This window comes from Njordella calcicola, from assembly GCF_056494125.1.
The window spans coordinates 3,238,532-3,265,299 of the sequence record NZ_CM151396.1 but is presented as its reverse complement, the minus strand read 5'-3'; the positions used below and the strand labels follow the sequence as shown (position 1 = coordinate 3,265,299).

21 protein-coding genes are annotated in these 26,768 nt (G+C 52.4%); 16 read left to right on the top strand and 5 right to left on the bottom strand.

The features are described from left to right. The first annotated feature begins 28 nt into the window (after nucleotides 1-28). Genes SH302x_RS12415 through SH302x_RS12380 form a run of 8 tightly spaced genes read left to right on the top strand, consistent with a single transcriptional unit; the run spans nucleotide 29 to nucleotide 12,444 of the window. On the top strand, nucleotides 29-1,318 hold the full coding sequence (locus SH302x_RS12415) for a hypothetical protein (protein WP_479369003.1): 1,290 nt from the start codon (nucleotides 29-31) through the stop codon (nucleotides 1,316-1,318). Next, nucleotides 1,318-3,453: a phospholipase D-like domain-containing protein gene (locus SH302x_RS12410; RefSeq protein WP_479369002.1), complete on the top strand. Its 2,136-nt coding sequence runs from the start codon at nucleotides 1,318-1,320 to the stop codon at nucleotides 3,451-3,453. Before SH302x_RS12415 ends, SH302x_RS12410 begins: the two co-directional genes overlap by 1 nt. Beyond that, on the top strand, nucleotides 3,441-6,332 hold the full coding sequence (locus SH302x_RS12405) for a helicase-related protein (RefSeq protein WP_479369001.1): 2,892 nt from the start codon (nucleotides 3,441-3,443) through the stop codon (nucleotides 6,330-6,332). Before SH302x_RS12410 ends, SH302x_RS12405 begins: the two co-directional genes overlap by 13 nt. A 5-nt stretch (nucleotides 6,333-6,337) precedes the next feature. After that, nucleotides 6,338-9,445, top strand: coding sequence for a DEAD/DEAH box helicase (locus SH302x_RS12400; RefSeq protein WP_479369000.1), 3,108 nt, complete (start codon nucleotides 6,338-6,340; stop codon nucleotides 9,443-9,445). A 16-nt stretch (nucleotides 9,446-9,461) separates the two neighbouring features. Next, nucleotides 9,462-9,929: a macro domain-containing protein gene (locus SH302x_RS12395; protein ID WP_479368999.1), complete on the top strand. Its 468-nt coding sequence runs from the start codon at nucleotides 9,462-9,464 to the stop codon at nucleotides 9,927-9,929. A 3-nt stretch (nucleotides 9,930-9,932) separates the two neighbouring features. Then, nucleotides 9,933-11,390: a DUF6896 domain-containing protein gene (locus SH302x_RS12390; RefSeq protein ID WP_479368998.1), complete on the top strand. Its 1,458-nt coding sequence runs from the start codon at nucleotides 9,933-9,935 to the stop codon at nucleotides 11,388-11,390. A gap of 52 nt (nucleotides 11,391-11,442) precedes the next feature. Beyond that, nucleotides 11,443-12,126 (top strand): class I SAM-dependent methyltransferase, encoded by a 684-nt coding sequence (locus tag SH302x_RS12385; protein WP_479368997.1) that lies wholly within the window; start codon nucleotides 11,443-11,445, stop codon nucleotides 12,124-12,126. 21 nt (nucleotides 12,127-12,147) lie between these two features. After that, complete coding sequence (locus SH302x_RS12380) at nucleotides 12,148-12,444, top strand: cyclic-phosphate processing receiver domain-containing protein (RefSeq protein ID WP_479368996.1); 297 nt, start codon at nucleotides 12,148-12,150, stop codon at nucleotides 12,442-12,444. A 70-nt stretch (nucleotides 12,445-12,514) separates the two neighbouring features. Here SH302x_RS12380 and SH302x_RS12375 read toward each other — a convergent pair whose 3' ends face one another. Beyond that, nucleotides 12,515-13,588, bottom strand: a complete 1,074-nt coding sequence (locus SH302x_RS12375; RefSeq protein WP_479368995.1) for an integrase core domain-containing protein — start codon at nucleotides 13,586-13,588, stop codon at nucleotides 12,515-12,517. A gap of 452 nt (nucleotides 13,589-14,040) precedes the next feature. Next, nucleotides 14,041-14,373, bottom strand: coding sequence for a winged helix-turn-helix transcriptional regulator (locus tag SH302x_RS12370; protein ID WP_479368994.1), 333 nt, complete (start codon nucleotides 14,371-14,373; stop codon nucleotides 14,041-14,043). A gap of 91 nt (nucleotides 14,374-14,464) precedes the next feature. On the opposite strand from SH302x_RS12370, the gene SH302x_RS12365 reads away from it, so the two are divergent. After that, a complete protein-coding gene (locus SH302x_RS12365; protein WP_479368993.1) occupies nucleotides 14,465-14,800 on the top strand; it encodes an MDR/zinc-dependent alcohol dehydrogenase-like family protein in 336 nt (111 codons plus the stop codon). A gap of 96 nt (nucleotides 14,801-14,896) precedes the next feature. Here the strand turns inward: SH302x_RS12365 and SH302x_RS12360 are convergent, their stop codons facing one another. Further along, nucleotides 14,897-16,360, bottom strand: a complete 1,464-nt coding sequence (locus SH302x_RS12360; RefSeq protein ID WP_479363345.1) for an IS701 family transposase — start codon at nucleotides 16,358-16,360, stop codon at nucleotides 14,897-14,899. A gap of 127 nt (nucleotides 16,361-16,487) precedes the next feature. Here SH302x_RS12360 and SH302x_RS12355 point away from each other — a divergent pair, with 127 nt between their 5' ends. Genes SH302x_RS12355 through SH302x_RS12345 form a run of 3 tightly spaced genes read left to right on the top strand, consistent with a single transcriptional unit; the run spans nucleotide 16,488 to nucleotide 20,207 of the window. Continuing rightward, a complete protein-coding gene (locus SH302x_RS12355; protein WP_479368992.1) occupies nucleotides 16,488-17,225 on the top strand; it encodes an SDR family NAD(P)-dependent oxidoreductase in 738 nt (245 codons plus the stop codon). Between the two features lie 31 nt (nucleotides 17,226-17,256). Beyond that, entirely contained in the window at nucleotides 17,257-18,909 is a 1,653-nt protein-coding gene (locus tag SH302x_RS12350; RefSeq protein WP_479368991.1) for an FAD-dependent oxidoreductase, read from the top strand. An 11-nt stretch (nucleotides 18,910-18,920) separates the two neighbouring features. After that, nucleotides 18,921-20,207, top strand: a complete 1,287-nt coding sequence (locus tag SH302x_RS12345; RefSeq protein ID WP_479368990.1) for a putative sensor domain DACNV-containing protein — start codon at nucleotides 18,921-18,923, stop codon at nucleotides 20,205-20,207. 240 nt (nucleotides 20,208-20,447) lie between these two features. Here SH302x_RS12345 and SH302x_RS12340 read toward each other — a convergent pair whose 3' ends face one another. Beyond that, nucleotides 20,448-20,618, bottom strand: a complete 171-nt coding sequence (locus tag SH302x_RS12340; protein ID WP_479368989.1) for a hypothetical protein — start codon at nucleotides 20,616-20,618, stop codon at nucleotides 20,448-20,450. 799 nt (nucleotides 20,619-21,417) lie between these two features. Between SH302x_RS12340 and SH302x_RS12335 the strand changes: the two genes are divergently transcribed. Continuing rightward, a complete protein-coding gene (locus SH302x_RS12335; RefSeq protein ID WP_479368988.1) occupies nucleotides 21,418-22,476 on the top strand; it encodes an ADP-ribosylglycohydrolase family protein in 1,059 nt (352 codons plus the stop codon). Between the two features lie 22 nt (nucleotides 22,477-22,498). Here SH302x_RS12335 and SH302x_RS12330 read toward each other — a convergent pair whose 3' ends face one another. Further along, nucleotides 22,499-25,093 carry an MXAN_6230/SCO0854 family RING domain-containing protein gene (locus SH302x_RS12330; RefSeq protein WP_479368987.1) on the bottom strand — a complete coding sequence of 865 codons (2,595 nt, stop codon included), beginning with the start codon at nucleotides 25,091-25,093 and terminating at the stop codon, nucleotides 22,499-22,501. A gap of 343 nt (nucleotides 25,094-25,436) precedes the next feature. On the opposite strand from SH302x_RS12330, the gene SH302x_RS12325 reads away from it, so the two are divergent. From SH302x_RS12325 to SH302x_RS12315, 3 genes are read left to right on the top strand one after another with little or no spacing between them, the layout of a single operon-like run. After that, a complete protein-coding gene (locus SH302x_RS12325; protein WP_479368986.1) occupies nucleotides 25,437-25,652 on the top strand; it encodes a hypothetical protein in 216 nt (71 codons plus the stop codon). Nucleotides 25,653-25,677: 25 nt separating this feature from the next. Continuing rightward, nucleotides 25,678-26,181, top strand: coding sequence for a DUF2924 domain-containing protein (locus SH302x_RS12320; RefSeq protein WP_479368985.1), 504 nt, complete (start codon nucleotides 25,678-25,680; stop codon nucleotides 26,179-26,181). Further along, nucleotides 26,178-26,531 carry a hypothetical protein gene (locus SH302x_RS12315; protein ID WP_479368984.1) on the top strand — a complete coding sequence of 118 codons (354 nt, stop codon included), beginning with the start codon at nucleotides 26,178-26,180 and terminating at the stop codon, nucleotides 26,529-26,531. The genes SH302x_RS12320 and SH302x_RS12315 overlap by 4 nt, the downstream gene beginning before the upstream one ends. Nucleotides 26,532-26,768: the final 237 nt, after the last annotated feature.

Sequence of the window (26,768 nt, the reverse complement as noted above, 5' to 3'; positions counted from 1 at the left end):
CGCATTTGCAGCAATCCATGGTTGTTTCATGTCGTTAACGCTTCCCGCCCTCACGGCGTTTGACCCAGAGACGAGCAGCGAAGGCACGCTCGATCCGCTGGGGCTGTACTTGATCGCTGATCAGCTTGCGACAAAGCTGGTGCCGGCGGTGCGAGAACGTATGCAACGCATCCGGTTTCTGACTGTCATGGCAGTTGGGGCTGTTCTCAGCGAGGAGCTAGAGTGGAAAGCTGGCGACAGCGGCTGTGAACCATGGCTGGTTTGGGAGTGGCTGGTGGTGGAGGCTTTGCTGCGATCGCCAACGATTGCTCCGGAGCTGCGTGGAGTGCCAGGTACGCTGGTGACAAAACGTGCGCTGAGAGCGCATCAGTATCTCGATGAACGTAGTTATCTGAAGACGCCGCGGATCTTCGGCTTTCACGGTGTGTACAAGCGACTGGCCATCCATCTTGGGCTTGTCGATGTGCACATGAATCCGCAGGCCAGTGCAGAAGAACTCGTGCAGGCATGGGCTCGCGATCAAGGTTGGGGCACTCGACAAGATGCTAATCAAATATTTGACGTCTGGAGAACAGGGCTGCGTCGCAGTTTGGAAGCAACTCCACCACGCACACACACCTATTGGAACACCGACAAATGGGATCAACTCGCACATTCGATGCGACCCGATGATGCAGGCAAACACGAAAAGAAAGTTCTCAGCCGGCTGTTGCTAAACAATGACCACCGATCGCTTGGTGCATTGCCCGATATCTGGAGCCTTCAAGACGAGTTAGACGACGACATTTACTGTGAAGAGCGAGTGTTCGCTGAGCTGAAGTCGCGTGTACCGAACCTGTCAACATTGCTTGATGCGATCACGGTCTACGAAGCATTCTGTCGCAAGTTGAGCGATGGATTCAATCTGATTCGAAAGCATGCGGTGTATGCCGATATGCGAGGGCTTAAAGTTACAGAACTTGGCGGTGAGTCGACGTTTGTTGACGCTGTTGCTGATCTTTCGACAGCGTTCGAGTCGGCGTATGCAGCGGTTCAAGCCTTGGACGGACGATTGGCCAGTAAATTCGATGAAAGGTTCAGAGCGTTCGCCGAACCGATGACGACACCCGAGACGGCCGTTGCCTTGTGCGAACATCATGAAGCGATTCAACGAGGAAAGAGCGAATCAGGCAAGCGAACCTGGTTCGATCGGTTAGGGGAAGACCGTATTTATCTGCGTCAGCAGTATCGCGATAGCATCTCAGATCCGATGCCCGATCGTTTTGTCCATGACTACCGTGCGCGACCCATCCGCAACTTCTACAAGGACCTAAGGTAATGGCAAAGAAACGGAAGTCCGACGCTGCCGTTGCCATGCTTGAGCTGTGGCGAGCTCCTGTGGGGGCCGGTGAACCGATCGGCTGTCTTGCTACAACATTCACGTTTCAGCCTGGACTTTTTGAGGAACAGTGCTTGGCTCGCTTTCTGCAAGTTGATTCTGATCCGCAGCGAGAGGAGTTGGCTTATCTGTTGGAGCGGGAGGCCAACCTTGGAAAAGCATACGCCGGCGTGCTTGTCGATCGATCGCAGGCGGGTGTCGAACACTCTCTTCGCTGGGATGTATTGTCAGTACACATTCCTCGCGGGAAGCAGCACGCCAAGCTCAGTCTGCTGGCTTGGGAGAATTGCATACGTGTCATTGTGAGTTCCGCGAATTTGACAGAACAGGGATATCGCAGTAATCAGGAGGTGACGATCGCCATTGACGGCAATCTGGATGGTACCGATCAGAGACTCGTCGCCGACGCAGTTCAATTCCTTGAATCGTTAATCGATTTCGTCCCCAGTGGTGAAGGCGAGAGCCCACAGAAGAAGCGTGCGACAGCATTTTTAGGGCAAGTGAAGTTGCTGATTCAGGATTGGCCGAAAGCGACTAGAGATCCGTCTATACAACAAGTACTGGTTGCAACCCTGCCCCGGAATGCCTTTCGATCTGAGGAAGCCCGGAGCGCACTTTCTGAGACTGTGAAAGCGTGTCTCAAGCATGGAGGTCCTGAGGAGATATGGGTTGCTTCTCCGTTCTTCGACGTCGGTGACGCGGAAGACGCAACGACAGCCGCCCTTTGCAAGGCCTATGCACGGGGAAGAACGCGATCGATCTATATCGCGGTCCCTTCCCTGGACCGATTGGGAACGGAAGCTCCGCGACTTGCAGCTCCAAAAAGCTTACTCGTTACGAGTAGAAAATACGTCGATCATGTCGAGTTCGAGATACTTCCACAAACTGACACTCAGGGGAATGAACGTCCATGGCACGCCAAGATGCTGGCCCTACGACGCTACGACGATGCTCGCGGTTATGCTGCCCTGATGATTGGCTCTTCGAATTTCACGAAAGCCGGCATGGGAGTCGATGGGGCCGCTAATGCTGAATTGAATCTGCTGACAATCGCTAAACTCGGTGGCCAATCCAAAGCATCGAAGCAGCTAGATCAAGTTTGGCCGGAGATGGAGACGGTTGACAATCTGAGCGAAGACTTGCTTCGAGGTCCAGCGCAAGAACTCGATGAGGAAGAGCGAAGTGATGTTGCATGCGTTCCGTTGTCCTTCGTATCTGCTACCTTTCGCGCGGGCACCAACCCAAAGTTGACCCTCGATCTCGATCCCACGAATTTGCCTACAGACTGGATTTGTCAGTCACTGCCTCAAACACACTGGTTCACTCTTACCGCCAGCGAATGGAACGGGGCTGGAGGCAAAGCCCAAGTTGAAGTTGATTGGCAGCATGCAACGCCTCCTTCTCGATTGCTGGTGCGTTGGCTTAGCCACGACGGCACTTGGAGTGAAGGTTTCTTGCCCATCAACGTCGAGTGCCCAGATGATCTGCCAGCACCTACCGAGATTCAAAACATGTCGGCCGATGATCTGTTGATAATCCTGGCTGCCTCTGATCCAGGTGCCGCTCTTCGGGTTTGGACTAAGACGATACAGCGAAGTGAAGACGGATTTGACGAAGACTTGGACTCGGCTGAACCGGCAGATCTCGACCCGCTGAGAGCATATTCCCTGGCCAATACCTTTCTGCATCGGATTCGGAATCGGGCCCGTGTGTTTGCGAGACTGCGACAAAACCTGGAGCGCCCGGCACGCACGAAGCAAGCGATACTTTGGCGATTGGAAGGCTTCATTGGTGTCAAGGCACTGGCAGAGCGATTGTGCGCTGAAGCTTTGACCACCTCGACCAATGCCGAGGAAGCTCTGTTGTCGCTGATCGATTTCATGATTCTGCTTCACGAGGTGAACTATTCGGATGAAGCCGGAACAGTAACGCGCGATCTGTTCAATGAAATCTATCTGCCGTTTCTAAGCAACTTAGTTCGGTGCTTAGACCAACGCGTAAGATCCGATAGCGGAAGGTTCGGAAAAGACCTGCTCGCATTTTGGGGAAGGACAGTAAAGCAATGTCAGCAGTAGATACATTCCAAGTTGTGGACAGCTTGGTGCTGGGCTCAAAGCAGAATGAGCATGTGCCCATTGCAGACCAAGATCGCCAAAAGCGTGAAACGGTTGAGATACTCAATCGCCTGCGAGTGCAACCTGGTGTCGTCTTGGCAGATGAAGTAGGGATGGGCAAGACATTTGTTGCTCTGGCAGTGGCCTACTGCGTTGGATTGCAAAGTAAGCGTGGACCTGTTGTGGTCATGGCCCCGCCCAATTTGATCGACAAGTGGGCGAATGACCTAAAGACATTTTGTGAGCTCTATGTCTCCGGGCACAATCCGATCGATCGCAACCAAGCAACTCCGAAAGAGCTTCGTGCCACGGATGCGTTTCGATACGGTGTAGCGAGAAGCAGCGTCGACTTTCTGAAGTTGTTGGATGATCCGGCGCGTATCCGTTGCCATATTGTCTTTCTTGCTCAAGGATCGATGGCAAGGCGTCAGTCTGACAAATGGGTTCGGCTTGCATTAGTTCGCGAGGCGTTTCGGAGACATGCGCGTGGCAAATCAGCTTTGGTCGGAGTGCGAAAGGTTGCTCACCGATTCATGGCGGAATTGTTGCAAGCACTCGGCGAGCAATCCGCGAGTGGCTGGAAGGAACAACTCTGGGACGATCTCTTGCGTAAAGATCCAAGAGAATGGAGGGAGCTTTACAACGCCGAGGTCGGGAATCAAAAGCGTCAGCTCGCAGATGATCCAGTGCCCGAAGCGGTTCTCAAGGCTTTAGAAAAGGGCAAGCTCGACCTGCGGCCGCTTGCCGAAGCACTGGAGCAAATGCCGCTACGAAAAAGCGAGAACCTCTCAGCTCGGCTCAAGGTAGTTCGACATGAGTTGAAGAGGATGGAAGATGTGGCATGGCGAGAGCTTTTGGCAAAAGCTTCGTGGCGTTCGCCGTTGCTGATCATGGATGAAGCGCACCATCTGAAGAACCCAACGACCAACTTGGCTCGACAGCTTCAATCCCCGGATTCAGATGAGGACTTACGAGCTGGTGAAGGGGCGCTCTCACGCGCTTTCGATCGGATGTTGTTCTTGACGGCGACACCTTTTCAGCTCGGGCATCAGGAGCTGATTCGGGTTCTTCGGCGATTTGGCGACATTCATTGGGACAAGAATTCGCAGTGCATGGAGCCAACCGTCCTACATCAAAAGCTTGATGAGCTAGAGAAAGCACTCACTGAAAGTCAAAGAGCCGCTATTCATTTGCAGAAGTGCTGGCAGCGTTTGGGACCAACAGATCTGCCATCAGATGTTGAGCCGACGCAGTGGTGGCAAGAGATTCAAGAAAGGGATCTGCCGTCGCTAACTCCACGCCAACGGTCGTTGCGTGAGTCCTTTGAGAAATGCCTGCACCATCGGAGCAAAGCCGAAGAGCAACTACGCCCTTGGTTGATTCGTTTCAACAAGACAGACAATTGGGCCAACTTGCCGGTTAAACGTAGACTCCGACTTTGCGGCGCAGCCATTCACAACGATCAAGTCTGCGAAGATGGATTAGCGGTGCCACCAGACCAACTGTTGCCCTTTTTCCTTGCAGCGCGGAGCGCCGCCGCGCCGGGTAAGGAACTGTTGGGTGAAGCACTATGCTCATCGTACGAAGCATTCCGGCACACTCGCCAGCACAATCAGCAAGACCGCGACGAAGAGGAAGTGCAAAACTCGCCGACGTACATTGTCGACAGCACGCATTCAGACTGGTACCTCCAAGAGTTCGATCGCGCGTTGTTATCTGTTACGGGTGCGGCTCATCCAAAGATTGCGGCGACGGTGGCTCGGGTCGTCGACCTGTGGGAGCAGGGCGAGAAAGTTCTCGTTTTCGCTTTCTATCGTCACACCTGTAGAGCTTTGCGACTGCACATCAGCAATGAAGTCGAGAAACGCAGCTACGCTCTAGCACGTCGTCGATTGGCAGCCGCTGGGCAGACCGGTGTATCCGACAAAGCGATCGACGAGTTAGTTGCTAAAGTTCAAGACCGCTACTTTGATGACGTGAAGACAACGGGTCGGCAGATATTGGATGAAGAACTGTCGCAAATCGTTGATTCAAAACTGGCGGAGAATCGTGGCGAGGCGATATCGGCTTTGGTGCGTGATGAGCTTGTGGACATTATGCGACGTTTCATGCGAGTATCGACAACGCTGGTACGAGCATTTCCGATTCACCAACTTGAAACCGTGACTCCCGCGCAGGCTGTTCGAGTCATGCTAAATCACGACGACGGCTCAAAGTTCTCCTGGCGTCGTAAATTCGAAGCCTTCATGGATTTCTTCGTTCGACGCTGCTCTTCGGCAGAGCGAGAAGGATTTCTAGAGGCCGCCAGAAGAACGTCAACCGGTGCCATTCGCATCAAGGTCGACGAGACGCTCTCATCAGATCAACTAGATGAGAAAGACGGATTCACGATGACGCTTGCGAATGTTCAAGAGGCAACTGGCCTGACGGATCGCGACCAGCGTACACGTCTCATGCGGGCGTTCAACACGCCATTCTTCCCTGACATTCTGGTTTGTAGTGAAGTCATGGGGGAAGGCGTCGACCTACACCGCTATTGCCGAAACGTGATTCATCACGATCTGGCATGGAACCCGAGCCAAATTGAACAGCGAACTGGTCGAGTTGATCGGCTTGGATGTAAGGCTGAGAATCGTCATTCGATTCATGTCTACTTGCCGTATGTTGCAGGTGCATCCGACGAGCGCCAGTTCCGTGTGATGCGAGACCGAGAACAGTGGTTCCGCATCGTGATGGGCCAAGACGAAGTCACGAAGTTGATACCCAATGATGACGCAGGCTGCCGGCCAAACTTACCGCAGCAGTTCGTCGAGCAACTGAGCTTCAACCTGGAGATTTAGGTTCAATGGAGGCGGGGCTATACGATCATTTACTGACGAAGGCTATCGAAGCGGAGATTTTACGATTAGGCGATCCGCGTCTGGTAGCGCTCGTGCCTGTGGACTCGGAGGAGTCACATTCGGTTCTGGCTCAGTATTTGGAACGGTTGATCGCTTCAAGCCTAGCGTTGCATCGTGGCTCGGATGCGGCCGAGAAGCAGCGGCTATTGGTTGAGCGGATCGTTGGAACGCTCTCGGAGGTCCTTAGCGAACAAGACTCTGCTGGCCTTAGCATTGCGACGCCGTTACAGCGACTGCTGGCGATTCATCGAACTGTGAGCGGTTCCACCAATGATCGCCCAGACAGTCCGCTGTCGCGATCGTCGCTATTCACCGGCACACGGTTGGATGCGAGTCTTGGCAGCCAACTCCGCAAAGAGATCGCGACGTGCGATCGTGTTGACATCCTTTGCTCATTCATCAAATGGAGTGGCTTGCGAGTCTTGCTGGACAACCTGCGTGAGTTGTCGGAACGATCTGCTGGCGATGGAACTGTGATTCGCGTGATCACGACGAGCTACATGGGGGCGACCGATCCCAAGGCCATTGAAGTGCTTCGAGAGCTGCCGAGAACTGAGGTACGAGTTAGCTACGATACGAAACGAACGCGTTTGCACGCGAAGGCTTATCTGTTTCATCGGAACACAGGATTCGGCAGCGCATACGTTGGATCGGCGAATCTTTCGAACGCAGCGTTATCTGAAGGACTTGAATGGACAACCAAGATCAGCCAATACGAGTTGTCGTATCTCTGGGACAAAATAACGGCCACCTTCGAGACCTATTGGCAAGACGACGAGTTTCAAGCATTCGACGAGCAGGCTGTCCCAAGACTACGCGATGCGATTCAACGCGAACGCCAGGTTTTATCGGACGCGCCAACAGCGATCAACTTCGATCTGCGACCATTTCCATTCCAAGAAGAGATTCTCGACATCATCGCTGCTGAACGTGAGGTCCAGAACAAGCATCGCCACCTCGTGGTGGCTGCGACAGGTACTGGCAAAACGATGATCGCCGCGTTTGATTACGCTCGTGTGGCACAGCAACTTGGGCGAAAACCTCGGTTGCTGTTTATCGCTCACCGCAAAGAAATCCTCCACCAAGCCTTGGCTTCGTTCCGCTGCGTCGTTCGCGACCAGAACTTTGGCGATCTGCTTGTTGATGGCCACGATCCAGGGCAGCGCGATCATCTGTTCTGCTCAATCCAGAGCTACAACTCGCGGAATCTGATCGACCAGGCGGCCGATCGATTCGAATACATTGTCGTCGACGAGTTCCACCATGCGGCCGCGCCGAGCTACCAATCGCTGCTCGGACACGTTCAGCCGACGATCCTGCTGGGGCTGACTGCGACGCCCGAACGCTCGGATCAACTCGATTTACTGAGCTGGTTCGGCGGGCGAGCCAGCGCAGAGATCCGGCTGCCCGATGCGATCAACCGTCGCTTACTTTGCCCTTTCCAGTACTTCGGAGTCGCCGATTCGGTAGACCTCGACGGTCTTGCTTGGCAGCGTGGCGGCTACCGAGTCGATGACCTAAATCGGCTTTATACTGGTAACGACATTCGAGCAAAGCTGATTCTTGAAAAACTCTATGATACGGTTTTGAATCTTGCAAACGTTCGTGGATTAGCCTTTTGCGTCAGCGTTGCCCATGCCGAATTCATGGCAAGGTTCTTCAATGACAACGGCGTTTCGTCGATTGCCCTGTCGGCCCAGTCAAATGATGAGGAACGGAACTCAGCACAGCAGCGACTGCGGGATCGCACGGTGAACATCATCTTCGTTGTCGATCTCTACAACGAAGGTGTCGACATTCCCGAGGTTGATACCGTGTTATTTCTACGACCCACGGAAAGCCTCACTGTATTCCTGCAGCAGCTCGGTCGTGGCCTGCGATTGCATCCACATAAAGATTGTTTGACGGTACTCGACTTCATTGGCGCACAGCGTAAAGAGTTTCGTTTCGCTAGCCGATTCCGGGCCCTTAGTAGCAAGCCGACCGCCAAGCTCGACGACGAAATCGAAGCCGAGTTTCCGCACTTGCCCAGCGGTTGCGTAATCAAACTCGAGCGAGTGGCTCAACAGCGAGTTCTTGAGAACGTCCGGGAATCGATTCGATTGGTACGCCCGCGAATGTTGGCTTCGTTGCGTGACTTGATGCAGTACCTTGGGCGAACGCCGACGCTCGAAGACGCCCTCGACTACTTTGATACATCTTTGGACGAATTGCTCAAACGAGGCTTGTGGTCGCGTCTATTGGCAGACGCTGGGATCGGAGCACCAATCGACGCACCCGACGAGCTGCAGCTTGCCAAGGGCCTTTGTCGTCTTAGCCACATCAATTGCCCGCAGCAGATCAGTGCGTTGACAGAGTATCTTGCATCGCCCGAGCCAGCAGCGTCAACGAGAGCGCCGGCACTCATTGAAATGCTGCAGACGACGCTCTGGGGGACCCAGCATTCGGAACTGACTCTCGACCTCGCTGAACATCGGCTGCGAGCCAATCCATCTGCAATCAGTGATCTCAACGCGGTACTGGACTACCGCCTCAAGCATTCGCCTCTGATCGCATCGCCTGGTTCAACGGCTTACGATCCTCTGGCGATCCACGCTGCCTATACGCGGGATGAAATTCTGATTGCACTTGGTCACTGGAGTTTCAATAATCGACCGAGCCAGCGGGAAGGAGTCTTGCATCTAAAGGACCGCAAGCTCGATGTGTTCTTCGTGACGCTGCAGAAGTCCGAAGACGAATATTCGCCCACCACGATGTATGAGGACTACCTCATTTCACACGACTTGTTCCATTGGCAATCGCAAAGCAACACGTCCGAGCAATCGCCGACGGGCCAACGGTACATTCGTCAAAGTGAACTGGGCTACACACCGTTGCTGTTTGTCCGCGAGACCAAGAATCTGCCGTCCGGCCTCTCGGCTCCCTATCACTTCCTTGGCCCATGCAAATACGTCAATCACACCGGCAGCAGGCCGATAAGCATCACGTGGAAACTGCTTCAATCAGTACCCACTCGATTGCTCCGAACGATGGCTCGACAGATTGCAGTATAAGAAATAGCAAACTTAAATGGCAGAAGTAGAAGTAACCACTGGTGATTTGCTCAATCAGGACGTCGAGGTAATCGTCAACGCCTGGAATCGCAATATCATTCCGTGGTGGCTCTTGCTACCGCAAGGTGTTTCAGGTGCGATCAAGAAGCGCGCGGGTTATCAGCCATTTCGCGAGGTGGCCAAGCATGGACCGATTCCACTTGGCGGAGCGGTCTTGACCAACGCTGGTCGGCTGCCTTTCAAGGGTATCATCCACGTGGCTGGAATTAGCATGTGGTGGCGAGCATCAGAGTATTCGATTCGTGAGTCCTGTCGAAATGCAATTCGAATTGCCCGAGAACACTCGTTTGCCTCTGTTGCCTTTCCGCTCATCGGTGCAGGTACAGGGGGCGGCTCGATTGCGAAGGTTGAGAAGCTAATGATCGATCAGCTCGGCATGGAGGATTACTCTGGTAGAATCGTCGTTGTCCGATACAAGAAGTAGCAAATGAACATTCGCCTGTCCGATCACATACTAAGTCGACTTAGAATCGCCAAGGACTCATTGGCGGTCCCCGATACACGCTCACCAAACGAACGTAGCGATCCCATCTCGCTATCCCCCTGGTCCGTTTGGCTACTATTGAGCTTAGTGCTTCACCGCGATCGGCAGCAGTTTGTGCTTGAGAGTATGCAGTTTCGGGTCGGCGGAGATGCAAATGAACTTGCTCATCGAGGTTCATTGGGCCATCCAGATGGTCCAACGGTAGGCTTAGTGCCGCGTGATACGGAGTGGGAGTATCGTTTTCATGGAAGAGGTTGTGCCATGACCAATCGATTGAGCGGAGAGTATCTCGACGTTGATTTTCTCGACGAGACCGCTGATTGGATCACGCCATACTTCTATGTTAACTATCTTGAGTCCCTGTCTCAGCCAACTTTTGTTGAGGGTCGGGTTCGAGAGCTTTATCCAACTGCAGAGACTGTTGAGCTCGGGTTTGCCGAATTAGAAGAGCTAGGATTGCTTGTTCGGCACGAAACAGATCGTGTATTCAAGTTGGCGTTCGACTGGCGACCATATTGTGAAGTGCTCGATGAATTTGAACCGCGATGGCATCTTGACCGCGTTAAGTCGCTGATTGCTACAGCTGTCTCCGATTGGTTCATGCTGAAAAGCGAGAAAGCACGAGCAGATGATTGCACGATTGCTCGGCGTCAAAGGTTGCTTCAATTCTGCCGAAATAGCGATCAAAATCTGGAGGTCAACGCGTTGCAGGCCCTTGCAGACTGTGACTATCCAGAGCTCGACAACGAATTGCAGAGAGTACTTGCGGGGCCGGCCGACCGCAGAATGTCGCGAGTTGTTCAGATTATCAAAGAGAAACAGCTCGCTGCGGCGTATGCAGACAACCTTACTGAGCTATCAAGTAGAGTTGATCCCAATGGTACCGTGCCAGCGCCCTACATTTGGAGTACTGTCGCCGAGTTATTGCTGAATTTGAAATCAAACGCAAACCTGCAGAATTCATTCTTAAAGATACAATCACACGGTTTGAGCGATGCCGCGATTCTTGCCATGGAATTCAACTTGCCTTGCGCGCTAATTCTCGTTCGTCGTGCTCTCCGATCGACCATTCCGCATAATCGAATTCAGATCGCATCGGCACTGGCGATCATCGATTTGCCATGGTGTCACACTGAACTGAAGTCAGTTTTAGATGAGACTACAGATCAAGAAGCAACGACCGAGTGCCGCTCGGCTCTTTTGGAAGCCCGAAATTCTGATTTGCATCAGTGGGTTCATGCCTGGGAACAAAGAAACCCATACTCGCGTCCAAACGAAAAATACCTGACAGCGGGCGAGTGGGCGAAGCAAAGGAATGACTCATTAATCCAATATGAGATCCAGGTCTTGCACGATCGAATTTACCAACTTCGTGATCGCTTCCGCCCAGCTTCAACGTAGGCACGCGTAGGGCAGCATTTTCCGGATACTTGGCGGTTCGGCCAACTAAAACATGAACAACAATCGACTGTTGAATGCCGATGAGCTTGAAGACTCGCCAGTCGTTGCCAATTGCACCATGAATCGTGAGAGGGATCTTCGTGGCTCCAATGGTTACGATGTGGAATTGGGATTTGATCCACTGGAATGGTTGCAAGGACGATTGGCGAGACAGAGTACCGTTCGCTGGCTCGATCTGTGCTGTGGAAGCGGTAAGGCTCTGATTCAAGCCGCGATAGCGTGCGAGAGTATCGGCGGTGGATCGGTAAATATCATTGGTGTTGATTTGGTGGGAATGTTCTTGCCCAACAAATCGATCAATCTGCAGCTATTGCAGTGTTCTGTTTTTGATTACCAGCCGACCGAGCAATTTGACTTAATCACTTGTGTGCATGGGCTTCACTATCTTGGCGATAAGCTGAAAGCGATAGGACTTGCGGCTTCTTGGCTGGTTAGCGATGGCCGTTTCGTAGCGAACCTAGACGTTGCCAATATGTGTCTGTCAGAGGCAGGCAAGGGACAACGCAATGTTTTGCGTTTCCTTCGCGATGAGGGATTCGAATTCCTGCCGGCAAAGCACTTGTTGAAACGCACTGGCCACAGGGAACTGATCATTCCCTTCAAGTTTCGCGGAGCGGACGATTCCGCGGGCCCAAACTATACCAAGCAACCGGTCGTGACCTCCTACTACGAATAGCTGTAAGCAGAATGGCTCAAGATGAAAGTCTATTTAGATGATGAAAGAGCGACGCCTGAGGGCTGGACGCGAGTGTATTGGCCCAGCGAGGCGGTCGAGTTGTTAAAGTCTGGGCGGGTGACTGAGATTAGCTTGGACCACGATCTTGGTGATGACGAGCGTGGTACCGGATACGATGTTGTGCTTTGGATTGAAGTGCAAGTTGCGTTGCACGGATTCGTGCCGCCGAAGATGTCGGTTCATTCCGCCAACGTCTCTGCTCGCACCAAAATGGAAGCGGGAATCCGAGCCATCATGGCCCGAGCAAACAACTACTAGTGACCAAGTCTCGGAAATCTAGGAAACTGGTGGTACTAATATCCCATGAACGCTTTCAGCGACCCGTTAGTCACGCCGCGGCGCGGTATGACTTTAGGTGACCACCGAGCTCGGTGTGGCAGACCAGCTTGTGCTTCGTCAAATCGACAACTGGCGGATCGCCATCGTCTCGAACGGGCGGCAAGTTATCGCGACCTGAATGGCCGCGTCGTTTGTTGTACCAGTCGGCCCCGATTCTTAGGATGTGATTCAAGTGCTGCTCGCTGACGACGCAAAAGCCGTTTAAGACCTCGTGCTTGAGCGTCTGAATGACGCGTTCGACGAACGCCTGCAGGTTCGGTGACTTGATCGGCGTTTTCTTGATGGTGCGGCCACCGCCTGTGAATACGTCGTCGAACGCTTGAACATACTTTGTGTCCTGGTCACGTTGCAGGATCGTGCAGGGCAGGTTCTCGTCCTGCAGGAACATATCGAAGTTGCGGGCTTGCTGGGCTGTCCAATCGCCCGTCGGATTTGCCGTGCACGGCGAGACCCAGATCCGCCGAGTGCCGATGTGGATGAAGACCAGGAAATACAAATCGACCATCCCCTTAATCGTCCATTTCCGCTTGCAGGCGAAGTCGCATTGCCACATGGTGTCGGCGTGCCGCTTGAGGAACTCTGACCAGGTATCGGGGGTGTCATTCGGCTGAGGACCGAGGCCAGCGTCGACCAGCACATTCTTAACGGTTTGGCGGGAGATATTATGGCCCAGCCTGCGCATCGCCTGAACGATCTTGGTGTATCCCCAGCCGGTCTCCTTTCTAATGCGAATGATCGCTTCGCTGATGCTCTCCTCGACGCGTGGCCGGCCAGGCTTAGCGTCCTTTGCCTTGGGCCGCTTATCCGGCGCGTCCTCAACGTTCCGCACCCACTTGCGGAACGTTGAATAGCTGACGATCGAGATCAAGTCTTTGATCCGCGCTCCGAGACTCTTGCCGTGCTTTACGAGCCGGCGACGCTCCTGATTGCTTAGCTCGATCCGTTTAGGTAACTTACTCCTAAGGATTTGATTCTCCGCTTTGAGGTAGGTGACTTGGCGGGCTAGCTCCTGACGAGTCAGCGAAGCGAGCAGTGTCAGAAGCGGGTGAATGATGGCTGCCATCGGAGCTGCGAAATCCTTGCAAGACTCGGGAAAATCGGAGTGGCGAGGTTTTTGTACCCCGCTCAGCCGATGAACCTAAACGAAGCTTTGAATCGGGCGATCCCAAATTGGGTTTGCCGTCTGCCATTCGTCGATCGAGTCGAAAAACAACCGAAGCAACCGGCAAAGTCACAGCCAGCGTTCACGGTGTCTCTAGCTGTTAACCCAAAGCGTGGTTCGCTTTTCGAAGCGAAGAAAAACCGCTAGTCAGCATTCTTCTGTTAACCGACATCGAATGCCGTTCGTGAGCATCTAGTTCGCTAAGTCGCCCCACCGAACCAAGCACGAAATCCGTAAAACATTGCCAGAAAGGCATTTTTTGAAGAATCTCTCAGAGACTCTTTGCAGAGAGCGTTCTGTACGGGGAGAGGGAAGCAACCCGTCGCGTGAGCACGGAAGCGTTTCGAACTTCCTCACGATTCCTGCAACTTCTCGATACGCTTCATGTGCTTCTTGCCCCAGTCACAAAGTGGAGCAAGAGCCTCTTTCACTGAACGTCCAAATGGTGTGAGCGAGTATTCGACTTTCGGCGGAACTTCTTGGTAATCCTTCCTCGCGACGATGCCATCATGCTCAAGGTCGCGGAGTTGTTGGATGAGCATCTTTTCACTGATGCCGGTCACGCGTCGCTTCAATTCGCTGAAACGTCGCGGATCCTCTAGATGCCACAGAATAATGGATTTCCATTTGCCGCCGATCACCGCCAAAGAGGCTTCGATGCCACAGCGAAAAGAAGTTTTGGCCATCAAATTAATTCAGTCTTAACAGTCACGAATCAGACATGCACGCACCTTTAGGTTAGTACCTATCCAATAGATTGTATAGTCTCTATGATCATTGAGGCTCGACTTCAAGTTCAACGTTTACGGAGACGAATATGACCACCGCTCATGGATTTGCTGCTCATCAAGCACGTTGGCTCCGAAAGGGACATTACATACAGTGGGTGCGGCTCCAAAGGTTGAAGCGACTGTTTTTCCGATGCTCTTGGGACAAAAATCCCTCGCATCGTCACCCTCGGGCAGCATTGCTACGACTCGCAAGATGCTCGACTTTGCAGCCCGTCACAAGATTGAACCCGTCACAGAAGTTTATGCGATGAGCGATATCAATGAAGCGTTTGAAATGCTGCGCAATGGTTCGCCTCGGTACCGGCTTGTTCTGCAACGATAAGTTGTGCCCGATCAAATTTTGCTAAGTGGGGATTGATTTTCATAGTAGTTTTATAGGAACTGCACTTTAGGGGATTGTTGGAATAGCGTGCTAGGCTTATGCCGCTAGGGCCAAGAGTCTTTCGAATCGGTCGCGTATTTTTGATGGATCGGCGGCAGATTGGAGATCTCTCAAAAATACTTCGCGCAGCATTTTCCGGGCTATTCCTCGCCGGCGGTCATTGTGCGAAGGACGGCGAGTTGGATTGTCCCATGGACGATCGCTTCGGTCCACCAGTTGTTCACTCGTGTGATCCCAACACTCCAATTCAACCAGTGTATACAACCATCCGCACAGGTTCCAGCAGCCAATGCTCGACCACACGTTACGAACTTGTTGCTCACCTGCACCCCAGATTTCTTTGACGTCATGAAAATGCTCTTCGATCGCCCACCGATCCGACGCTGTCTTCAGAATCATCTCGACGCTCATCAAAGCGTCAGTGCTAACGTACGCCGCCCAATTACCCCTGGTGTATTCCAGCAGTACCACTCGAACTGTCCCACCCACAACTTGGCTTGTCGCCAAAAATGTCTTGTAGCGACGCTCGACCATAACGCCGCGACAACAGTAGCTAATCGTTTTCCAACCTCGACGATTAGTCGCTCGCTTTTTGAGGCTGATACGGTTCTTGCCGTATTTGCGAGGCCGACCACGCTGTCCGGTTTTGTTCACGGGAAGCTCAAACAGCTTGGCGTCACTACGCAGCCTCGTCACTATGATCGCCCCTTCGGCAATCAGCGGTCGGATCAACACCATCGCTGCATACGCTCCGTCGAACACGACGATGAACCCAGCCTTGCTTCCCAGGGCTCTAAGGGTCCGCATCACTTTTCGGCAGAGCTCCAAGGCGAGTTCGTGTTTAGTGCGAAATTCCCATTCATATCGCTGTTTCAGCTTGGTGATGTCAACTTCGCGAACGTACAACATCGACAATATGGGCAGCGCGATTATGCCAAACAGCGGACGGCTTATCAGCATCGCCAAGCAGACCCAGTTGTGTCCGTAGAGCCAGTCTCCATCACCCGGGCCAGGAGTCGGATTGTGGTGAATGTTGGCCGCCTCCACGCATGGCCCAAATCGTCTGGTTGGCGAATCGTCGATGGCCATCGTCCAGTAACCTTTTTCACCAGGATCAAACTTTCTGAGGATTACCCCAAGAACCGCAAACGCCAACGCAGCGGCGTTCTTGCCGACGGATTGAAGCAGTTCATAAAAGCGATCCCAATCGTCTTTGACACCCGCACATCGAAACCAACTGGCGGCCGTCCGGCGACCTCCGGCCAGCAAAGCTCCGGCAACAACAATCGGCAGCCGGAACGCGATTCGCTTGTCCAGCAAGCTGCTCATGGCGGTAGTGAGTGTGGCTATACCGCCCAGCAGTGGCACGCTGGCAGCTTCAGTGGATTGACGATTCGGATTGGCCGTAACCAACCTCTGCCGTTTGTCGTGTTGAGACGACGTGGATTTCGCAGCATGTTGAGCTTGTGGAGGTCTGCCGGAGTGTTTACGCTTAGCCATCCTTGGCCCTTTGTGGATGATTGGTTTGGTGTGGTAACCTCCAATTTCCCGAAGGGCCTTTTTCGTGGCAAGATCAATCCTCGACTTGATTGATGAGATTCCCTAAAGTGCAGATAGGAATGAGAATATGCAAATAGCATTGATTACGGGAAGTAAGAAAGGACTTGGACTCGCCATTGCCACTCGACTTGGCCAAGAGAAGGGAATGAAGGTGATTCTTTCCGGTCGCGATTTTTCCAAAGTGGAAGAATCCAAGAAGCGGCTGTCGGCTCTCGGTATCGACGCGAGCGCTGTCGAGCTAGATGTCACATCTGTATCCAGTATCAAACCAGCAGTTGAGAAAATTGAAAAACAGTTCGGAAGACTCGACGTCTTGGTGAACAATGCTGGGATCAATCCAAGTTATGGGGCAAGTGAGTCTAGCTTTCTGACCGTGAATCCAAGTACGTTTGCCGAAACAATGCAGACGAACGCAACAGCGGTCCTATCGATGATCCAGGCGGTCGTTCCGTTAATGCAAAAGAATGGTTATGGACGGATCGTCAATGTCTCGACCGAGATGGCCTCGCTCAATTCCATTCCGTCGGACTACTATCCAGCAGCGATATCCTACCGCGTTTCAAAGATTGCTCTGAACGGCATTGTTGCACTTGTTGCCAAGGAGCTTCGAGGTTCTGATATTCTAATTAACGCCTATTCGCCGGGTTGGCTAAAGACAGACATGGGTGGACCCGACGCACCGTTCACCGCCGAGGAAGGTGCAGAGACGGCTCTGTATCTAGCGACACTGCCTCATGGTGGCCCCAACGGTCGATTCTTCGCGGAAATGCGGAAGTTTGGCGGACCTTTGGAGCTCAACTGGTAAGAGCTCGTAGCAAATGAACTAGAGAACAACAATGTCCCAGACCGACGCAATCCATCTCAAAGCTTTCCCAAAGTTCGACAATCAGCAGCTTGCGACCATATCGGGTGTTGCCGAGCTGGCTCAGTTCGCAACCGGTGAAGAGTTGGTATCCCATGGTCAAAAAGACTATCCGTTTTTTGTGATTCGATCGGGCAATGTCAAGATCGTTGAACGCGATTGCGATGGTGAGCGGCTTATCGCCAATCATGGTACGCGCGAATTTGTTGGTGATGTCGACATGCTGACGGGGCGCTCATCGCTATTCGTGGCGGTTGCGACAGAACCGGTCGAGGCCTATCGCTTGTCGGCAGATCAGTTGAGAAAGTTACTTGGTCAATGCCCGACAGTCAGCGACATGCTATTGGACGCATTTCAACTGCGACGAACGTTGTTGGCCGACCTTCCTTTTGTCGGCGTTCGAGTCGTTGGAACTACGAACACGCCAGCGACAACGCGACTCCGCGAATTCCTTTACAAGAACCATGTCCCGTATTCATTCTTTGAAGCGGATACCAACGATGGCCAGCAGCAGCTTCAACGATTGGGAGCGGAGCAATTGGAGCTGCCTGTTGTTCGTTGCAATGGCTCGACGATCGGCGATCCAACGCTTCCAAAACTTGCGACCTGCATCGGCATCAATCGCAATGTGGATCAGCAGCTTTTCGATTTGGTCATCGTAGGTTCGGGGCCAGCCGGGTTGGCGGCCGCTGTGTACGCCTCTTCCGAAGGGATTCAAACGCTGGTCATCGACAGTGTTGGTCCCGGTGGTCAAGCCGGCAGTAGCTCGAAGATTGAGAACTTCATAGGATTTCCAACAGGTCTAAGTGGTAGTGAGCTGGCCAATCGTGGCTACTTACAAGCTCTTAAATTCGGAACGCAATTCATCGCTCCGATCACTGTGCAGTCACTCCAGCAGCATGCGTCTGGTGAGCATCATTTGAAATTGTGTACCGGACAAACAGCTCGAGCACGCGTGGTGATGATTGCCAGTGGAGTCAGCTATCGACAGCTTGATCTACCTGGTTGCACGAGACTAGAAGGATCGGGTGTTTACTATGCAGCCACCTCGGTCGAAGGCCGCGTTTGTGAAGGGGCAACCGCAGTCGTGGTTGGCGGTGGGAATTCGGCGGGGCAGGCGGCGATGTTTCTAGCTACTAAGGCGAAGTATGTGTTCATGTTGATCCGTGGCCCCGATCTCTCGAAGGGAATGTCATCTTACTTGTCAGCTCGCGTCAATTCTCATCCCAAAATTCAAGTCGTTCCGAATACCGAAGTGATATCCATTGAGGGAGAAAGGACGGTTCAATCGGTCAAGACTGTCAATTATGCCACAGGTGAGAAGGCGACCATCGAATGCTGTGGCCTCTTCATCTTTATTGGAGCAACACCTCATACCGAGTGGTTGCCTGAACAAGTGCTGCTCGATGACAAGGGCTTCATACTGACCGGTTCTACTTTCATGAGCGATGCCAAGCTGCGTTCTCACTGGACGCTTGACCGAGTCCCCTGCGATTTGGAGACAACAGTACCTGGCATTCTTGCTGCCGGTGACGTGCGTGCTGGAACCACTAAACGTTGCGGCTTTGCAGTCGGAGATGGATCGCTGGCTGTATCCTGCGTTCACCGAATGCTCAGTTTGCAATAAAAAGGTGAACTATGAGCCGAACTCCATCTAACTATCCTTCTGAAATCGCTGAAGCAGTTTGCCAGCGTTGGGCCACTGCATATCCACAACATATTCATATTCTCCCAGCGAAGGAAGATATCGCGCATTTGATGGATGCCATGTATCAAGCGAGTTTGCTACGTGAAGAAACCGAACCCATTCTTTGTCGGATTGTCGTAGGCGAGCCAAGCGTCTTTGAACGTGAACTGCACAATGGAGCTAGTCCGCTTCATGTAATGCGATTTGACGAACCCTGCGAGCTGTCGCCCCATCAGATCCGCAAACTTGCCGCCGCTGCGGGATACTACCGATCGCTGTTGGCAGTGCAATTTGATGCGCAAGGCAATTCAGTTATCTGGGGTATTGTCACAACCGGCACGGATTGGGTCAACCGAGTGGATTCTTCCACTGAACAAGCGGGCGAACTACCACCCAACTTGGTGCTGCACTGCCTTGGTCCGGGCCATTTGATCGCCAGCTCAGGATATTCAAGAATTCTCGAGTCGTCGGGCGGCCGTATTTTGACTGAGGGTTTTGATCCCTTCCGCGCTAAATGGCTTCCCCAACGATTCGGCCATGTGCGGACCGAGTTGATGGAGATCATCGATCGTGAAGTCGCCGACTTGGACCATGCATCAACAAAAATGTGCGACGATTTCGTGCGTGACTTAGCCCAAAGCGTGGTCCGTCGAACGCTGAGATTGGTCCGCAATCGTCAGCATGGTGGAATGTTGGTGTATTTGTCCGATGAAGCCCTTCGCAATCCAGGTATTAGTCGCTGGTTGCGATTTCGGGTTCGATTCATCGAAGACGACTCAACGCAGCGTTTTCGACGCCTGATGTTACGTGTGATCCATCTTGCTAGGCAAATCGGTCACTTACAAGGGCTTCAGAAGGTTACCTATCGCGATTATCGAAGGATGCGAGATCCGGAACTAGCAGAACTCGAAGAGTCGCTCATCGACTTTGGGCATTTCCTTGCCGACTTAATGAGCGTAGATGGTGCTTTAGTTCTTGACCGCAACTTTCGATTGATAGGATTCGGTGCCGAAATACTTGGTGACACTCCTGTGCACACAATCCATCGCGCCAAAGACCTCGAAGCTCACGAGACCTTCCATGAGCGAGCCGACGCTTCCGGCACTCGTCACCGCTCAGCATATCGGTTGGTCACTGGCTTGCCCGATACGATTGCGATCGTTGTCTCTCAAGATGGCGACGTTCGCTTTGTCGCGCATCACCAGGACCGCCTCACTTATTGGCCTTATCTGCCGTGACTTCGCAACGGATTCCACTTACTCATTAATACTTGAATGGCGTTCGGCATCACGGAGGACGATTCTACTAACATTGATCGGTGTTTACGATTACTTCAGATGGTTCCATTTAGTTTGGATCTTTCCTTCAAAAAGCTTCTTACGGCTGGATCGGAAGTCAGTCCGATTGCGCGTTGGTAGTTCTCAGCAGCTTCGCCAAATCGCCGCAGTCTCGTTGGAAGCTCGGCTCGTAGACGCACCTCAAGTCATCATTTTTACTACGGTAGTCGCTAGACTAATGCGATCGGGCAAGCGACTGCGAAGGATCTGGTTTTCCGCCTTGAGGTAGCTCACTTGGCGCGCGAGTTCCTTCTCGGTGGAGCGAGAGATGACAAGTAGAAGTGACGTGTAGACGTTGCGGAAGCTAGCCATCTCGAAATGCATAAACCAATGGAAATCATGGGTGGATCGCACTTTTTGCACACCGAAGACTATCTCTAGAATAGTTGCGGAGGGGCCGTCATCAACACTCGTGACCACCCAAAACTACTCTGTTCGAACCTTATTCTGTTAACTCCAGGGTTCGTATCTCGCATTGAGTCTGCGAGTGAAACGAGTTCGAGAAAAAGATTCGAACTCGTTTCACGCTGCAAGTCCGACCGAACGGGTCTCGAACTCACCTAAATTCTTGTTCTTCAATCCTGTAGCGCGAATCGCAAAAGTGAGTATTGTTACGAAGAGGGTTGCGCCCGGGGAGCGGGCAACGACAGAAACGCGAGCCGTCCCCTCCGGCACCCCAGATCTTCACTGAGAACTCTCAAGATCTCCGTTTCCGCTCCCGGTTTTGATTAACACAGTGTCTGCAAGTGAGTTGGAGACGGTCTCGAGCGGTTCCTGCCCGCTTGTTTCGACGCTTAACATTGTGAATTGTTGGTTCGTCGAGATTGGCTTCGGAGCTAAGTGTTCGCAATACGTTGGGCAAACGCTGGGCAACTAGCGCGTTAACCTGGCTCTCGGCTGTTCCGTAGTTAATCTCCGATTCGAGGACGGATCAATCGGTCGCCTGCCCAAAGCCGTTCGACTGGACAGAGGATCGCCAAACTACGAACAGAGTGCTGTTCGATCGTTGGATTTCAGGATATCCAGAGGCGAAAGGCTGTCTCGGTTAGTAAGTCGCTAGAATTGAGGCCGTACGAAATCTAGGATCAAGCTGTGGGAGGCAAATAGGTTAATGGTAAATGAGAAGACAATCATTGGATGCATCTTAGGAACCGCTGTGGGTGATGCCCTTGGCTTGCCCTATGAAGGAATGTCGCCAAGTCGTGCCCGCAAGTTACTGGGGCCGCCAGAACGATATCGATTCGTGTTCGGGCGTGGCATGGTCTCGGACGATACCGAGCTTACATGCATGGTGTCACAGTCTCTGATCGAATCCGGCGATAATGTTGACACGTTCACCAGACGATTTGCATCACGATTGCGTTGGTGGATTTTGGCTCTGCCTGCCGGCGTTGGAAAAGCCACGGCTCGAAGTTGTATCAAGCTTTGGTTTGGCATCCGACCGTCGAAGTCCGGGGTCTATTCTGCAGGCAACGGTCCCGCCATGCGAGCTGCAATTTTCGGTGCGACGATTGACGATATTCCAAAGTTACTCGAATACGTTCGAGCCTCATCCCGTCTAACGCATACTGATCCCAAAGCCGAATTTGGAGCTGTCGCAGTTGCACTCGCCGCTCGCGAGTCTTCACAGCATGACAGTGTCAATGCGGAACGATGGCTAGAACTCGTTTCACAAGCCTTGCCCAGCGAAGCTGCCGATTTGATTGAAATGCTGCGGTCAGCTAGTGCATCTGTCGCGCAGAACGAACCGACTTTGACCTACGCGAATGCACTTGGACTTGGTCGCGGTATTTCGGGGTACACCTATCACACAGTGCCAGTTGCCATTCATTGTTGGCTTTCTTTTCCGAACGACTTTCAAAAGGCGGTGACCGCAGCAATTGAATGTGGTGGTGATGCAGATACGACCGCTGCGATCGTTGGCGGCATCGTCGGAGCACGCGTCGGTAAGGAAGGCATTCCTACCGAGTTGATCAGCGGCATTTGGGAATGGCCAAGAAGCGTCAGATGGATGGAATCGCTTGGGACGGCTCTGTCACAGGATTGGCCGAGTCCACATGCCTCTCGTGTACCAAGCGCGAATCCGATTGCTGTGGTCCTTCGGAATCTCATCTTTTTGGCGATCGTGCTTTGCCATGGTTTTCGTCGACTCGGCCCACCGTATTCCTGAGACGCAGGAATCTGGAGGCACCTTAGAACGCCAGCAGATCACTGGCCGATAGGGCGGAGCGAGTTGTCTCTGCAAACACAGCATAGACACTGCTAGAAATCGGCAAGTCAATATCGCCATTAAAAAGGAAACCAAGCACAGGGTTCTCAAACACCTGAATCTGCTCGGTGGTCGCAACTTCGCTAGATCTCAACCGTTTCAGGAAAGATACGCACGACTCGTCATCGCCGCGTAATAGTGAAGTTGTTCTAGCTCCACGAATCGTGACCTTTTTGCACCGTGCAGCTGCGTGCAGCAATCCAAGTTCATACATGGACGATCTCGCACCACTTCGGAAATAGCTGATCAAGCCTGGGCAGATTTTTGTAATATCAGAATTCGAATTCGCAACATTGTTCATCTGCAATTGCCCCTTCGACTGAACGTCTAGCCAATGCATGCACTGTTCTTCGAGGTCCAATACCAATGGCATAAATGTGCCATTCTCTCCAGCCAATGCGAACTTCAGCTTCACAGTTCGTGGGTCAAAGTGTTGACCGCTATCGTCATCGCGAAGCATTAAACCTGCAAAACCGCGTTCCAATTGACTAAATGGCATACCATAATCGTTGTTAACCACCATAACCGCGTATTTAGCGCCTATTCCTTTCGCAGCATCGCACTTGAGATCGACGAATTCGGTAGCTCCATCTGGCCATGGGGCATCACGTAAATCGCCAGCACTCACCGCGACTAACCTTCCAGCATTTGAAACCAACTTTAGTTGGTAGTACGAGCAGACCCCCAGGTACTTCCATTGCTGGTCATACAACGCAACCGAAAGATCGAGATCCGTTGTGCTGCTTTCGGTTTTTGGCTGACACCAATGCAGAAACATACGCAATGTCTTGTCGATTGAAACAGCGACCTTGGACCCTCGCGGAAGAGATGTTGCGGATACACTCGCTGTACGCTCATTAAACGGTACGACTACGTTCTCAAGTTCTCTATCGATGATTGCATGCTCGAATCCAGTTGCCTTGCCAAATCGACTTAGCAATTCTTCGTCGATTGCATCACAAACCAAACGGACAGTGTCTTCCTGAAGCGTTGGACGCTTGTCGCTGTCAAAAACCCCTAATCCAACCTTGGTCTTCGGCCAATAAACTCGTTGGGACGACCGCTTGGTTCTCAAAGGCAAGTGGCTTGCCAGGGTAAGCAGTACTGGCGTTGCAAAGCTTTGAATTCGACTTATAAAAGCGTCGGCAATTTGCGCGAGTTGGCCGGAATCGTCAGCGGTGCGAAGCGCATGGTCCAGTCGCCGAGCAAACACTCCTGGACGCTCACACAAAAGTTGAAGTACCCTGTCTCCACGACGCTTGGCCAGTGACTCTTCAAGCTGTCCGTTCCAAGTACTATACTTCGGAGTTTGTTTTCCGTCCGGGGTTCGTTTGCGGACGACTTCAAACGCTTCGGCAGTCAGTGGATATCGTTTCGCATACTCATGAGGATGTAGGAACTCGCCAACCCACACCCAATACGAACGGTGCCTCAACATATCCTCAATGAGATTCGTTCTTGAAAAGCCATTCATCATTTCAAGTAGGAAACGTCGCAACGGACGTGAAAGCTTGACTACTTTGAAGCGGTTCAGGCGGAATTTGACGTTGGTATTAGGCGGCAGATTACGAATGGCGGATAGCTCCAATCGTTGCAACAACTGATCCCAAAAGCCTTGGTTCTTTTCTGCAGCATCAATCGTTCTGACAACCGTCTCTGGCTGCAAAGACCCATCTGTACCTGACGCGACCGCAATGAAACGAAGAATGTCCGTTGCTGTTTTGAAGTAGCGTTTAGCAATCGGCATTACCTCATCAATTTGGCTTTGCAGAATTAATTTTCCGAAGACCAATGCGATGTTTTCACGCACAGGAAACGAGTCGGGGATCCAATTTAGAACTGACGAACCGTATTCGCGGACTATGGTCCCAAGTGCTTCACGATCAACTGGTGACATGGCCTGGGTGCGATTGCACAGCGACGCAAAAAGATTCTGCGCGGCTGAATCTTGATCCTCGGCCAAATCGATTCGTTTGAACGTTATCGTTTCTTTTGGCTGTTCTTGAATTCGTGTTGTAGTAAAGAATGGATTTGACATGTCGACGTGATGTTCGCACGACGGACATGCGCTGTAGTTTGAGCCGTCAAAGCAGTTGCTACAAACAACATGCTTGCAAGGCTGCAAAACATGGGTCGTGCCAACTTGTCCACAAAACAAGCATGGCTGATCATCAGACTGAAGGAAATGAACAAGGACTTTCCGCCACCACAGTTCTTCTGTATCGCTGGGGACACCTTGAGGGAAATTCCGAAACAACGGCACATGCTTTCGGTCAGCCCCAACCTTTGCAAGTAGTACCGGAACCGTCCACGTAAGGAATTCCCGTAGCCCCATGGGAGAACAAGTTGCAAGTCTATGTCGCAAGCTGTCAGAAACGACATAGCCTAACTCGGCCAACTCGAGTTCGGCGGCTCGGACTAAGTCGTCTCCACTACCGCCATTTCCCATTGAAAGCGATACCAGAGAGCATCGCGATAAGAGCAGTTCTCGAACCGAGTTTGGAAATAAATTTGCCATCGTGTATGAAAAAAGGGAGGTAATCGCCAAGGCTATTTTCAAGATTTAGAAGGAAGCCAAGGCACAGCCTCCCTCCAAAAGTATAGCAAATAAACGAGTGCTTTCGAAAGCTTGAAAATCCTGTTTGCGTCAAAGTTCTAGACGTCTGCTATAGCTGAGTGTTTCGGACACGAACTAAGTAACGTTCCGTTCTCGTGACTAACTGCAGAAATCTCGCCCCGCCGCTTCGTCCGATCCAACTCTTTGCGTGTAACCCTACAGATAGAGGCGCACATCTTTGTTGCGTCCGAAATCGTCCGTCTTTCCCCGGTCGATCCAATCTATCCCCACGTAGGAGCTACCCATGTCGCCACCGAGAAGCGTTGAGAGAATGTCGCCCGAAGAAATGCGAGCCGAGCTTGTCTCGCTGCTGTCAGACGGTGTCCTGCGCTATCTAGCCAAACGCAAAGTCGATCGCGGCCAGCGCCAGCCACAATTCTCTGCGGAATACGTCGAAGGTGCGATTGAGGTTTCTTCCAAGCCAGGGCTCTCTGTGACCAATCCGGTTAACGGTCTCTAGGTCACTTGCTCAAAACGGAGAACCAATGGTACTCAACATCTCCAAGGAAGTCGCAAGCATGGAGCGACTCTCGGTCGGCGCTCTTTGCGAGCGATACCGCGAGGTCTTCGGCGAAGACACCAAGGCTCGCAACAAACAATGGCTCATCAAACGCATCGCTTGGAAACTCCAAGCCAACGAAGAAGGCGACGTCTCCGAACGAGCTCGCAGGCTTGCGATGGAGATCGCCCAATCGTCCGACATTCGAACTTCTGCCCCAAAGATCCGAACACGACCAGTTGAAGCGACCTTCGAAACAGCCACAACCATCATCATGCCGCCAGCGGATAGCCGATTGCCTGTTGCCGGCACGGTGCTGATGAAGAACTACAAGGGGCGCAGCATCCAAGTGCGAGTGTTCCCTAACTCGTTCGAATATGAAGGTGAACAGTACAAGACGCTCACATCGATTGCTCGCATCGTGACGGGTCCAAAGAACATCAACGGATGTCAATTCTTCAAGCTTGGTAAAACAGAGGCCGCATCGTGAAGACAACAACCAATCAACGACCACTCAACTGCGCGATCTATACTCGTAAGTCGACCGAAGAAGGACTTGAGCAAGAGTTTAATACGCTGGATGCACAACGCGAATCCGCCGAATGTTACATCAAGAGCCAAGAAGCCGAGGGCTGGGTATGCTTGCCGGAACACTATGACGACGGCGGCTACACCGGCGGAAATATGGAACGACCAACCTACCGAACCGGACCAGACCGCTTCTCAGGAATATCTATGCAATTTGTCCGAACGACGTCCCACAGAATGATTCTTTGCAGGCCAAAACGGCATTTTTGGGGTGGTCTCTGGAGAGTCTCTCGGCGTGGGAAAATCACATAAGCCGGAGGTCAGAGAGACAAGAGAGTCGTGAGATTTGGGGGTACGAGCTCTCGCGGAAGATGGCGGGACTGTCCGATAGAGAGTCTCTACTTGGAGAGCCAGAGATTCGCGGACACTGAACCAAAGTGTGTTTGCCCCCCCAAAAAACTCGTGGGAAGACGAAAAAAGCCGGCGACAGTGCATTGCACCATCGCCGGCTTCAAGACTTTACCCCACGGTCAAACAAAGTTTGACGGG